Origin of the sequence: Pseudoalteromonas sp. BZA4 (genome assembly GCF_040104395.1) — a bacterium.
In the GTDB taxonomy this organism is placed as follows: domain Bacteria; phylum Pseudomonadota; class Gammaproteobacteria; order Enterobacterales; family Alteromonadaceae; genus Pseudoalteromonas.
Genome location: NZ_JBECOT010000088.1, coordinates 1 through 12,107, shown reverse-complemented (window position 1 = coordinate 12,107; position 12,107 = coordinate 1). Strand labels below are relative to the sequence as shown.

The 12,107-nt window shown below is 41.0% G+C and carries 11 protein-coding genes and 1 pseudogene; 9 read left to right on the top strand and 3 right to left on the bottom strand.

What is annotated here, in order from left to right:
- Positions 1–191 precede the first annotated feature (191 nt).
- The gene (locus ABMY41_RS20335; protein WP_130051661.1) at positions 192–545 is read right to left on the bottom strand and encodes a DUF3147 family protein; all 354 of its coding nucleotides are present in this window, start codon (positions 543–545) and stop codon (positions 192–194) included.
- Between the two features lie 84 nt (positions 546–629).
- Between ABMY41_RS20335 and ABMY41_RS20330 the strand changes: the two genes are divergently transcribed.
- The 9 genes from ABMY41_RS20330 to ABMY41_RS20290 all read left to right on the top strand — a co-directional run bounded on the left by ABMY41_RS20330 (position 630) and on the right by ABMY41_RS20290 (position 10,551).
- A complete protein-coding gene (locus ABMY41_RS20330; RefSeq protein WP_028834938.1) occupies positions 630–1,013 on the top strand; it encodes a BlaI/MecI/CopY family transcriptional regulator in 384 nt (127 codons plus the stop codon).
- Positions 1,014–1,015: 2 nt separating this feature from the next.
- Positions 1,016–2,005 (top strand): M56 family metallopeptidase, encoded by a 990-nt coding sequence (locus tag ABMY41_RS20325; protein ID WP_126873597.1) that lies wholly within the window; start codon positions 1,016–1,018, stop codon positions 2,003–2,005.
- Positions 2,006–2,018: 13 nt separating this feature from the next.
- Positions 2,019–3,344: a TolC family protein gene (locus ABMY41_RS20320; RefSeq protein WP_126873595.1), complete on the top strand. Its 1,326-nt coding sequence runs from the start codon at positions 2,019–2,021 to the stop codon at positions 3,342–3,344.
- Between the two features lie 16 nt (positions 3,345–3,360).
- Positions 3,361–4,593 (top strand): HlyD family efflux transporter periplasmic adaptor subunit, encoded by a 1,233-nt coding sequence (locus ABMY41_RS20315; RefSeq protein ID WP_126873594.1) that lies wholly within the window; start codon positions 3,361–3,363, stop codon positions 4,591–4,593.
- 10 nt (positions 4,594–4,603) lie between these two features.
- A complete protein-coding gene (locus ABMY41_RS20310; protein ID WP_126873592.1) occupies positions 4,604–7,747 on the top strand; it encodes a CusA/CzcA family heavy metal efflux RND transporter in 3,144 nt (1,047 codons plus the stop codon).
- Complete coding sequence (locus ABMY41_RS20305; protein WP_126873610.1) at positions 7,737–8,432, top strand: HupE/UreJ family protein; 696 nt, start codon at positions 7,737–7,739, stop codon at positions 8,430–8,432. Before ABMY41_RS20310 ends, ABMY41_RS20305 begins: the two co-directional genes overlap by 11 nt.
- 43 nt (positions 8,433–8,475) lie before the next feature.
- The gene (locus tag ABMY41_RS20300; RefSeq protein ID WP_138534089.1) at positions 8,476–9,000 is read left to right on the top strand and encodes a hypothetical protein; all 525 of its coding nucleotides are present in this window, start codon (positions 8,476–8,478) and stop codon (positions 8,998–9,000) included.
- Between the two features lie 41 nt (positions 9,001–9,041).
- The gene (locus ABMY41_RS20295; protein WP_126873588.1) at positions 9,042–9,374 is read left to right on the top strand and encodes a DUF6488 family protein; all 333 of its coding nucleotides are present in this window, start codon (positions 9,042–9,044) and stop codon (positions 9,372–9,374) included.
- Positions 9,375–9,534: 160 nt separating this feature from the next.
- Positions 9,535–10,551, top strand: coding sequence for an IS110 family transposase (locus ABMY41_RS20290; protein ID WP_138534068.1), 1,017 nt, complete (start codon positions 9,535–9,537; stop codon positions 10,549–10,551).
- Positions 10,552–10,853: 302 nt separating this feature from the next.
- Here the strand turns inward: ABMY41_RS20290 and ABMY41_RS20285 are convergent, their stop codons facing one another.
- Positions 10,854–11,789 (bottom strand): HipA domain-containing protein, encoded by a 936-nt coding sequence (locus ABMY41_RS20285; RefSeq protein ID WP_235374368.1) that lies wholly within the window; start codon positions 11,787–11,789, stop codon positions 10,854–10,856.
- Between the two features lie 33 nt (positions 11,790–11,822).
- A pseudogene (locus tag ABMY41_RS20280) lies at positions 11,823–11,924 on the bottom strand (hypothetical protein); the annotation flags it as partial.
- Positions 11,925–12,107 lie beyond the last annotated feature (183 nt).

Genomic DNA, 12,107 nt, shown 5'->3' with positions numbered 1-12,107 from the left:
ATACCAACCTTCGTTACATTGTCAGAGCCGCTACTTTATTCAGGCTCCTAGGATCATCTGGTGATACAGATGGTTCACTCATTAAGCGGTGAACAGCGCTTCATACGACTTCACGTCGCACGCCCCATTACGCGTTAACGTAAATACTCTAATGGCAGCTGTGGGGTGAACAAAGGACCTTGCTGTTAACCTCAAGGAAGCAAATCTATTCCAAACAGCTTCAGCAATAAAGAAAACAGCCAAAAGCAAATTACAGTTATTAATGAGCTGATGAGTAACGATAGCCAAAAACTGTAGCGCTGCATCAGCATGGGGAAAAGTAAAAACATGGGCAATGTGAGAAGTACATACCAAAAAGTGTACCAAGCATGATTGGCTATTTTCTCTGACGGCTGCTTTTCAACATATAACCAAATCATGGCTAAAATTGTGACTGTCGGTAAGGCCACTATGAGTGCGCCTAGTTTATCATTTCGTTTTGCTAGCTCCGATGCCGCGACAATGACCGTAGCGGTGATCAAATACTTAGTTATTAGCCAACCCATATAATACCCTTAAATCTAAAAACCGATTGCCTATCGGTTTTTGTTGTGGCAATATAGCCAGCGAATTAAATAGAGTAAAGTGTTATGCAATTAGGTGAACTAGAAAAATTAGTGCTTCAACATTTCTGGAATGTCAAAGAGGCGGATGCAAAGCAAGTACATAAAGTACTGGGGTTAGCTCGTGGTAATTCGTTAAATACTATCCAAAGTACGCTTGATAGGTTATTTAAAAAAGAATTACTTAAACGCACTAAACAAGGTCATGCGTATTGTTATTCAGCCAGAGTAGATCGTGAAGGCTTAATTGCTCAACTTATTTCAAATGTAACCAGTGACTTTGTTGATGATGGTGAAAATAGCTTAATTGCTGCGTTCAGTTCTGCTTCGGCACAGCTTAATGACGAACAACTCGATACATTAGAAAAAATGATCGAGAAACAACGCCAGCTAAGAAAGGAACGGGCTTAATTATGTTAGTTGGAGATATGGCAATCGTTCTAAATTTGCTCAGTGTTTCAGTGCTTGCATTTGTGATCGGTATTGCAACTGTTGCTGTCGTATCTCGTTTTGTGTTGTTCAGACTCAAACAAGTCAGTTTTAATAGTCAAAAGTTTATATTGTGGTCACTAGTGAGTGCACCTTGGTGGATAGCCTTTTCTTGTATTGGTTACTTTATGCCTTACTCGTTAGGGTTTGATAAAGTTTTTAACATAAGCTGGTTCGAAGATTTTGCCCATTGGCACCATATCGATATTTTTAGCTTTTCAAGTTGGCACGCGTTAACCTTACTTTTAGCACTAATCTATTTAGCTTGGCGCGTAACTAAGACTACCTTTGTTAGAACCAAACAGTCCATCGCATTATCGAGTTTACTAAGCTTTACTGATGCACAAGGTGCTAGGACGACTAATGGCAATCAATATTTATTGATGCCTGTTAAAGTGCCTGTTGCCTTTACTACAGGTTTTATATCTCCCAAGATATATGTATCAACCGGACTACAAACCCAAGTTAGCGATGAACAACTTAATATCATCGTTAATCATGAACTGGCCCATGTAACGGCAAGAGACCCGTTATTTAAAGTGCTTTTCACGGCACTTGCCAGCTTCTATCCGTCACGTATAAAACAAACCCTAATCGAGCAATATGTCTTAATGACGGAAAAGATGGCCGACAATGAGGTCACAAAAGAATACGACCACCTTGATATCGCACAGACATTAATTGATGTCGCTAGACTTCAAAAAGCACTTCCTACGGACTGCGATCAGGCGTCTGTTAGCTACTTCGGACATGATTACACGAGTCTTCGTGTTGAGGGTTTATTAAATCCAATTAATAAACCGTCACTTACTACTATCATCATTACTCTAGCATTATTGGCAACTATGCCAGTACTAGCGGCATCCACTGTCGATAGTTTTCATCACTTTATCGAAACTTTTTTCATCCATTAATTAAGGATATGGAATGAGATTTAATTTTTATAAAAGCAACGGAAAAAAACCGATCGGCAATCGGTTTTTGGCTGTTGGTCTAGTTTTAACAACGGGGGCTGGTTTAGTAACATCAACTCCCTTTTTGGCTAATGCGCAGTCCCAGCAGCAATTACAGTCATCACATCAGGTTATAAATTTAAGCAAGGCTGTGACCATGACTCTACAAAGTCATCCTGAGCTAAAAGCCTTGATAGCTCAAGAAGCTGTGTGGCAAGGTAATATCGAGCAAGCTGGCATTGGAGAGCGTCCTCAAATAGGTTTAATGATTGAAGATGCGTTAGGGACAGGTGAGCATAGCGCATTACAAAGTATGCAATCAACGCTCACATACTCTTGGTTGCTTCAACAAGATCAAATTGATGGCAGAGTTAATGCGGCAAAAAGCCAAGCAAATGCAGTAATAGTAGAGCAAAAAATAAAAGCCCTCGATTTATCTGCGATTGTTGCTAAACAGTTTGTTGAAATCTTGATAAAGCAAGAGCGCTTGAAACTCAATCAATTAGCGGTGTCTCAGGCACAGGAAGTGGTTGACGCTATTGCCAAAAGAGTAAAAGCGGGTAAAAGTTCCAATGTTGAAATGCGCTTGGCTCAAGCCGAGCTGGTTCGAAGAAATCTCGCTGTAGAAGATTTAGAGCACGAATTAAAAGCTAGTCATTATCAACTGTCATCCTTATGGGGCAAGCCTCAGGCTGAGCTTAAATTAACTGGGAATTTAATGCTTAAGCCGGAAATTCCCTCGGTAGAAAGCCAGCTAATCAAGCTTAAGCAAGTCCCACAAATACAGCAGTTTGTTAATGAACAACGTATCGCTCAGTCTCAAATGGAGCTTGCACGCATTGAAGCAAAACCTCAGTGGCAACTCACTGCGGGATTGAGACGATATGAAGCGACAAATGACTTTGGTTTAGTAGCGGGTATATCTATTCCTTGGGGGAATGACAATAGCAATGCAGGAACAATAGCGGCCTTACGCGCAAAACAAGATGTACTGGCAACTCAGCAACAAGCCTTAATGCAGAAACTGGATGCACAGCTATATGTGCTATTACAAGAAATGGCGCATTCCCACCATGTCATTGAAACGATTCAAGCTGAAATTATTCCCGTACTAGAAACCGCATTGACTGAAGCAAGTCAGGCATTTGATATCGGTAAGCTTAGCTACAACCAGTGGAGTGATATACGTAGAGAGCTGCTCAGCGCCCAAAATCAGTTACTTGATGCTTATCAATCTTTGCATTTACAACATATTGAAATTCAACGCCTAACTGGCGTGCCCGTTAGTGATAGCGAGTAAAACCATGAGTAAATTTATGAAAAATAAAAATATTCTGTCGTCATTGAGCTTGGCGATTATTATCTCATTCACAGGTGTCGTCGCACCTAATGCTATTGCAGCATCAACACCTGCGGCAGAGCAAGCTGAACCAGAGAAAGGTCCACACCGTGGGCGCATGTTACGAGATGGTGATTTTGCCATTGAACTCTCTATTTTTGAAACTGGTGTGCCACCAGAGTTTCGTGTTTGGGCGACAAATGATGGACAACCTATAGACCCAAAGAATGTCGATTTAAACGTAAAATTAATTCGCCTAGGCGATGGCACTGATGATATTAACTTCAATGCTCAAGGTGACTTTCTTCGCGGTGATATGGTGATTTATGAGCCTCACTCTTTTGTTGTTGCCATTGAAGCAACTTATCAGGGTAAAAAGTACAATTGGCGATATGACAACTTCGAGGGTCGCACCACAATTGAACAGGCAGTTGCCGATGCAATGGAAATCAACACTGAAATCGCAGGCCCTGCGACAATTCATCAAACCATACCCGCTTATGGAAAATTAAGTTTACCTGTGGACGCTAAGCGAAACATTGCTGCGCGTTTCGATGGTGAAATCACCAAATTACACGTCAATTACGGTGAAATTGTTAAAAAAGGGCAAACGCTATTCACAGTAGAAAGTAATGAAAGTCTTAAGCCCTACGTTATTAAAGCGCCCATTAACGGTGTTATTACCCAGTTATTCGCAAACGCGGGTGAGCAAACTAATGGTAAAACCTTACTCACCATTACCAATCTTAATCGCCATATTGCCAAATTAGCGGTTTATCCTTCGGATTATTCCAAGGTTAAACTGGAAACGCCAGTTACGTTAAACATTGAAGGTCATGAGGACCCCCTTGTAGGTGAGGTGTCATTTATTGAACCTAGCGTGAGAGATGATCAGGCAAGAATAGTTTGGGTCGAATTAGAAGGTCGTAACCTTGCCGAAGGCGGCTTCGTAAAAGCTGACATTGAAGTTGCAACCATTGATGTGCCACTGGCTGTAAAGCGTGTTGGCTTACAAGGTTTTAGAGACTTTACTGTTGTTTACGCCAAAGTGGGTGAGCAGTATGAAGTTCGTATGCTTGAGTTGGGCCGCACTGGAGGCGAATGGATTGAAGTATTAGGTGGCCTAAAAGCGGGAACCGAATACGTGACCAACAATAGCTACATCTTAAAAGCCGACATTGAAAAGTCTGGCGCATCACACGATCACTAGGAGTGTATAAATGTTGGAGTCAATTTTACGCTTTTCAATAAAGCGCAAATTCCTTGTCATGGTGATGGTGTTAGCTGTGTCAGGTTTGGGTATATGGAATTTTACCAAACTACCGATTGATGCAGTGCCTGATATCACCAATGTGCAGGTAATGATCAATACCGAAGCGGCTGGGTTTACGCCATTAGAAGTTGAGCAAAGGGTAACTTTTCCGTTAGAGACCGCATTGTCGGGTTTACCGGGGTTAACCTATACCCGCTCAGTTTCTCGTTATGGCCTATCTCAAGTGGTTGCAATATTCAGTGATGATACTGATGTCTATTTTGCCCGTCAGCTTGTTAATGAGCGTTTATCAGCGGCACGCGCTGAGTTACCGCTGGGCTTAGAGCCTCAACTTGGGCCAATTGCGACAGGTCTTGGTGAAATATTCATGTTCACTGTTGATGCTGAGCCTGATGCTACACATGCTGATGGCACGCCTATTACACCAACGGATTTACGAACCGTACATGACTGGACAATAAGACCACAGTTAATGCGGGTGCCGGGTGTAGTAGAAGTGAACCCGATAGGCGGATTTGAGCGTGAAATATTAGTCGCTTTCAAACCTGAAAAGTTACTTGCTTTTGGGCTGTCACAAGCCGATGTGGTTGATGCAATTTCGCAAAACAACCAAAACCAAGGTGCAGGCTTTATTGAGCAAAATGGCGCACAGTGGTTGTTAAGGCTGCCCGGTCAGGTTACTGATATGACTGCCATTGGTAATATTCCGCTTAAGTCGCTTGATGGTTCATCAATTTATATAAAAGACGTAGCCGATATTGAAAACGGCAAAGGGCTTAGAACTGGCGCTGCTACACAAAATGGTCGTGAAGTGGTGATGAGTACGGTATTTATGCTTATTGGCGAAAATAGCCGCACAGTAGCTCATGCCGTGGGAGAAAAGCTCAAGGAAATTAACGCCACTTTACCAGAAGGTATAGTCGCAACTGCTGTTTATGATCGCACTAAATTAGTAGATAAAACGCTACAAACGGTTCAGCTTAACCTGATCGAAGGGGCGATATTGGTTATCGTTGTACTCTTTGTGCTACTGGGTAATTTCAGGGCTGCATTTTTAACAGCCTTAGTGATCCCATTTGCCATGTTGATGACAGTAACAGGTATGGTACAAACTCGCGTGAGTGCTAACCTGATGAGTTTAGGCGCGTTAGATTTTGGTTTGTTAGTCGATGGTGCCATTATTATCGTGGAAAATTGTCTTCGCAGGCTAAGTCAAGCAGGAAACAAACCTCTGCCGCTAAAAGAACGCATGGAACTCGTGTTCGAAGCCACAAAGGAAGTCATACGTCCAGCGCTATTTGGCGTGTTTATTATCACCGCTGTTTACTTACCCATTTTTGCTCTTGAGGGTGTTGAAGGCAAAATGTTCCACCCGATGGCGATCACCGTGGTTATCGCGTTACTTAGCGCTATGGTGTTATCGGTTACCTTTGTACCCGCTATGGTTGCCTTGTTATTTAAAAAGCCTGTGAAAGAAAAACATAGCCCAATAATTCGTGGTGCTACTGTTCTTTACAAGCCTGCTTTAAACTGGGTTTTAAAAGCCCGTTGGTTCGTTGTTATAGCCGCAACAGTATTAGTGGGTTTCTCAGGTTATCAGGCAACTAAGTTAGGTAGTGAATTTGCGCCTAATTTGGATGAAGGTGATATTGCCATGCACGCGCTGCGAATTCCGGGTACGTCATTGTCTCAAGCAATCGCGCTTCAGGAATCTTTAGAAGATAAAATTAAACAAATGCCAGAAGTTGAACGCGTCTTTGCCAAAATAGGCACTGCCGACGTTGCAACTGATGCCGTTCCGCCAAGTGTCGCAGATAACTTCATTATCCTGAAACCTCGCGAGTTGTGGCCTGATCCAGATAAGACAAAAACTCAAGTTGTAGAAGAGTTAGCCGCGCTAGTAGAGCCAATTCCGGGGAACCGATATGAGTTTTTACAGCCAATACAAATGCGTTTTAACGAATTGTTAGCTGGGGTGAGAGCTGAACTTGCGATAAAAGTGTTTGGTGATGACTTTGATACGTTGACTACGTTAGGCAGTGAGATAGAGGGTGCAATCTCTCAGGTTGAAGGTGCCGTAGATATACAAGTTGAGCAAACCACTGGTTTACCCATGCTTAATCTTGTGCCAAATCGTGAAAAACTGATGCAGTTTGGTATTAGTATTAGCCAAGTACAGTCTCAAGTGGCAATGGCTATGGGCGGTACAGTTGCAGGTAAGTTTTATCAAGGCGATGTGCGCTCAGATATTGTAGTAAGGCTCACAGAGTCCAAACGTAATGATATCGATTCAATACCTTATTTACCGATAACGTTGGCTGATGGACATACAGTACCACTTAAAGAATTGGTTGATATTGAGCTGATATCGGGTGCTAACCAAATAAATCGTGAAAATGGTAAACGTAGATTGGTAGTAACTGCCAATGTTCGTGGTAGGGACTTAGGTAGTTTTGTTGCAGACATACAAGCAGCCATTAATGAAAACGTTGAAGTACCTGCTGGTTATTGGGTGGAATATGGCGGCACTTACCAAAAACTGCAATCCGCTTCAGAGCGCCTGAGTATTGTTGTACCTGTCACTTTAATCATGATTGTTGGTTTATTAATCCTCGCCCTTAACTCGTTTAAAGATGCCATGATCATCTTTACGGGGGTTCCGCTTGCATTAACTGGTGGTATTGCTGCGCTGTTACTACGTGATATTCCGTTCTCAATTTCGGCAGCGGTTGGCTTTATCGCCTTATCGGGCATCGCCATCCTAAATGGACTGGTTATGGTGTCGTTTATCAGAGAACTGCGCAAAGATGGTTTGGCACTTGATAAAGCAATCTTTGATGGTGCGCTGACGCGTCTTCGACCTGTGTTAACAACCGCACTCGTTGCTTCATTAGGTTTTATTCCTATGGCGTTAAATACAGGCATAGGCTCGGAGGTTCAGCGGCCTCTGGCAACAGTAGTCATTGGTGGCATTATTTCGTCAACGATTTTGACTCTGTTTGTCATCCCTGCCTTATACAGAATTTTACATAAAGAAAAGGAGTCTATTTTGACTGATGTTGAAGTATTGGAGTCTCAAGATGCCAAGTAACATGATTAAAGTACTGACTTATCTGACGATTGCGCTGTTAGCGCTTGTCAGTATCGAAGCTTTTGCTCACGGAGTCGATGATAAAACCAGAGCATTTTTAGAGCAAAATAATGGAGTACAGTTTATCCCGTTTTTATATATAGGCGCTAAGCATATGATAACGGGCTATGACCACTTGCTGTTTTTAGTCGGTGTTATCTTCTTTTTATATCGTAGCCGTGACGTACTGTTGTACGTCACCATGTTTACTATTGGGCATAGTACAACCCTGTTATTTGGTGTGTTAAGTGACATACAGGTCAATGCTTATTTAATTGATGCCATTATCGGTTTTTCCGTAATTTATAAGGGCTTCGATAATCTAGGTGGCTTTAAGCTTTGCTTTAATTGGCAGCCTAATACCCAATGGGCGGTGCTGATTTTCGGTCTGTTTCATGGCTTTGGTTTAGCTACCAAATTACAAGAGTTTAGCCTAGCTGATGAAGGTCTTATTACCAACCTGATTGCCTTTAACTTAGGTGTTGAACTTGGTCAATTTGCTGCGCTCGCACTTATTTTGATCATGATAAATGCATGGCGAAAACTGCCTTCATTTCAACGCTTTTCGACAGTCACAAATACCGCACTAATGAGTGCTGGTGTGATGTTGATGGGCTTACAACTTGCTGGTTACTTTACCATTTAATCGATTTTTAACTTATAGAAATACAGAAATAAAAGAGAATTTTATGCAACATACAGTTAGTACCAAAACACTCGTTAAAGCGAGTATTTCAGCAGTCGTTGTCGCGGCTATTGCACTGGTTACCTTTATCTTACCAGCAGAGTACAACATCGATCCGACAGGTATTGGAAACAAGTTAGGTTTAACAGCACTTGCACAAGCGGCTGAAGTGGAAACAACGTCATTAGAGACAACTAAAGGCACGGATGAGTTTCAAACAATAGAAGTGACAGTCCCTGCGGGACGCGGCATCGAATATAAATTTTATATGAAGCAGCATGAAAAAATGACTTATGAATGGTTAACCGATGGTGTTCCATTGTACTTCGATTTACATGGTGAGCCAGAAGGTGACACAACGGGATATTTTGAAAGCTATGTTATTGCTACTACTAATGAAATGAAAGGTAGTTATACCACGCCATTTGAAGGCTCTCATGGCTGGTACTGGAAAAACAAATCAGACAAGCCAGTTTCAATACAGCTAATGGTCAAAGGGCAATACAAAGTTATTGGCCTTAAACAATAACGAATTTAACTTTACGAATTTCATACAAAATGGAGACTAAAATGAACAAACTAATATCAATCGTTGCGCTTTGTGGTGCCTTGCTAACTAGTAATGTACAGGCACATGGAGATCATGGTGTCATCAGCGGTCAGAAAGCTGTTAGCATCGCTGCAACACATATTCAAAAGATGACATTTAAAGACGCTGGTTTTGAAGTTGGTAAGTTAGATGAGTCATGGAAAAATATTGATAAGTCGCAACTTTCGATTGCTAGCGTTGAAGACAATTTCTACGTAGTTAGTGCATCTAATGCTAGCAACGAAGATAAGCTTTACTTCCAAATTGCAAAAAATGGTCAAGTTATAGCGGTTAAAAATAAAAACAACTTTTAACAAAATAAGAAGGCACCTTTTGATACATGAGGTGCCTTTGTTTTTGTACCAAGTCCGCTTTTGGCACAGAGCCACTGGTCGGCTCTAACTCATTAATTAGATGGTACGCCCCACCCATTAGCTAAACTCATAGTGTTGGCTATTACAGGAGGAAACCATCATGTCAGTTGCAAAAGTCATAGGTATTGATTTAGGTAAATCAACCTTTCACCTAATTGGTCACGATTATTCTGGTCGTGAAATATTTCGCCATAAATACTCCAGAGCAAAGTTAGTCGATTTTCTATCTGTCCAAGAATCAACAGTTATTGCAATGGAAGCTTGCTGCGGTGCTCACTGGCTAGCAAGGAAATGCAAACAATTTGGACATGAGGTTAAGCTAATACCAGCTCAATATGTAAAACCTTATGTTAAGACCCACAAGAATGATTACATTGATGCAGATGCGATAGCAGAAGCTGCAACAAGGCCAAACATGAGGTTTGTTTCAGTCAAAACAGAAGAAGCTCAACTAGGGACCGTTATTAGACGTGTTCGTTCTGGCTATATTAAAGAAAGAACCGCCTGTATGAATCGAATTGGCTCGATACTACTGGAATTTGGACTTAGCTTTCCGAGAGGCCATCATCAAATGAAAAACTTGTTCCAATGGATAGCTGATCAAAATGAAGTGTTGCCACCGCTATTGATTGCAGAGCTAACAACTCAATATGAATATTACAATCAACTAAATGTGTGGATTAAAGCTCAAGAAGATAAGTTATTAGCGTTAAATAAAGAAAACGATATAGCTAAGTTATTACAAACAATTCCAGGTGTTGGACCTATGACTGCATCATGCTGTATATCAGCAGTTGGTAGTCCACAGGATTTTGATAATGGACGTAATTTTGCCGCTTGGCTAGGGTTAGTTCCATTTCAATACTCAACGGGCGGTAAACCTAGAATGTTAGGTATTTCCAAGCGAGGGAATAAGGAACTGAGAGAGTTATTTATTCACGCTGCTCGTGCCGTTATGTGGCGGGATAAAACAGCGGAAAAGTTCTTTGGAACATGGTTGATAGATTTAAAATGTCGAAAGCCATTTAATGTCGCACTTGTTGCTTTAGCAAATAAAATAGCAAGAATAGCTTGGTCTGTAATGACCAAGAAGAAGCCCTTTGAAATTAGAGTTTAAGTCAGTTTGCATATGATAATTAATGATGACAAAACGGTTAGACCACCAGATTGAAGACCTTGTGGACATTTCAGTAAGATAAAGTACTTTCTCATTTTTGAGGACAATCTGGCGCAGATCTCATCGTAGAGCTGGGACTAATGAAAGTCTCTAATAGACTCTGAATACATTAGCGCAAACCATCTCCGTTATTTTTAGTTATTAACTTGCAAAACGGGGCGTACCATACATTCTGTCCAAAAACAATTTTGGGGCTCAAATGATTTGGTTTCTCATGCTTCAACTTACTTTAGTTGATGCAACTAGCTAATTCTTAACCTTTCCACCATTTCATTTAAAACTTTATATTGTATTTCCCTTAGCATACGTAACTCTACAGCGCGTGTAGGGGTAGTTGGCATTTCTAGGACTTCTTTGTAAAGAATCTCAAATACACCTTGAATGTTTTTAACCATGGAATCTAAGTAAGTTGCAGCTCCCTTGTCTGGCATGCCAATTTCATTTGCAAAAGCCAAAACATCATCTCGCCTTAATTCATCAAATGTTTCTTTTCCATTTATCGGTATTGATAATTTTTGCTCAAGTGGTTTAGTCCCTTCTTGCACATATATTATCGTAGACAATAAATCATAAAATGGTGTCAGCTGTGGATCCCCATCCCCATAATAAAAGCTAATATTTTTTAGGTGTGCATCACCGTTTCCTATAAGAAAATTAAAAATAACCCAGCGATATAGCTTTATTGTATCTTGTGCCTTAGTCCGAACTTTGCCCAATATCTTCTTATAAATTTCAACAGTTGAAGCTGCATATTTAAAATCTTTACCAAAACTCAATAGTTGACACGCATCAATAATGTGTCGACGCTCTTGATTCGGGTATTTACCATACCGGTCAAATCTTTCAACTAAATAGATAGGCTCAGGTACATACAATAACTCCACTTTTGGTACATCTATACCCATCATTTTAGCAAGCCTCATAACAAACCATTCATTACAAGTCGTTTGCCAATAATCATCAGGCTCTGAATGATCTGGTTTCAATATATGAGTGGAAGGCGTACCTGCATTACCTTCAAAAAAATCAGAGCCTTTTTTTATAACTAGCATTTTATATTGTGCCCCAGCGAGTGACATCCTACTACCTTGTCTCTTATTCAATGGTGCTTTAGGGAGAGCTTTTATCCTCTCTGAAAGAGCAGATAATTCTAGAGGCTCAGCACTTGGATCTGGCAAGCCCCCCCCCTTAGGCAACATTATTAAGGCACCAGCGGACTCAATACCTGACACTTCTAGTAATGCAAATGAATCGTAGTAGTCAACTTGCGCATCTTTTGCTAATAATTTGCGCGCGTTTTCTTCGGGTAAAAGATTATCAAAAAAGCTCTAAACAGGACGTTTAGTACCTGTATCTAACGTCATTTCATTTTGAACATTAGGCTTGCGCAATCTCACCCTTTCAAGGGCGAGTCAAGCAAGAGGTAACTAGTCTTTTTTCTGACTTAAAGCGCGTGAAGTTTTTACGGCTCTTTCACTTGGCGGTGTGTTTTGATT

Excerpts from the sequence above, each read along its gene's own strand:
- ABMY41_RS20290 (WP_138534068.1), top strand. The coding sequence starts at position 9,535 with ATGTCAGTTGCAAAAGTCATAGGTATTGATTTAGGTAAATCAACCTTT.
- ABMY41_RS20295 (WP_126873588.1), top strand. The coding sequence starts at position 9,042 with ATGAACAAACTAATATCAATCGTTGCGCTTTGTGGTGCCTTGCTAACT.
- ABMY41_RS20300 (WP_138534089.1), top strand. The coding sequence starts at position 8,476 with ATGCAACATACAGTTAGTACCAAAACACTCGTTAAAGCGAGTATTTCA.
- ABMY41_RS20325 (WP_126873597.1), top strand. The coding sequence starts at position 1,016 with ATGTTAGTTGGAGATATGGCAATCGTTCTAAATTTGCTCAGTGTTTCA.
- ABMY41_RS20335 (WP_130051661.1), bottom strand. The coding sequence starts at position 545 with ATGGGTTGGCTAATAACTAAGTATTTGATCACCGCTACGGTCATTGTC.
- ABMY41_RS20315 (WP_126873594.1), top strand. The coding sequence starts at position 3,361 with ATGAAAAATAAAAATATTCTGTCGTCATTGAGCTTGGCGATTATTATC.
- ABMY41_RS20320 (WP_126873595.1), top strand. The coding sequence starts at position 2,019 with ATGAGATTTAATTTTTATAAAAGCAACGGAAAAAAACCGATCGGCAAT.
- ABMY41_RS20305 (WP_126873610.1), top strand. The coding sequence starts at position 7,737 with ATGCCAAGTAACATGATTAAAGTACTGACTTATCTGACGATTGCGCTG.
- ABMY41_RS20310 (WP_126873592.1), top strand. The coding sequence starts at position 4,604 with ATGTTGGAGTCAATTTTACGCTTTTCAATAAAGCGCAAATTCCTTGTC.
- ABMY41_RS20330 (WP_028834938.1), top strand. The coding sequence starts at position 630 with ATGCAATTAGGTGAACTAGAAAAATTAGTGCTTCAACATTTCTGGAAT.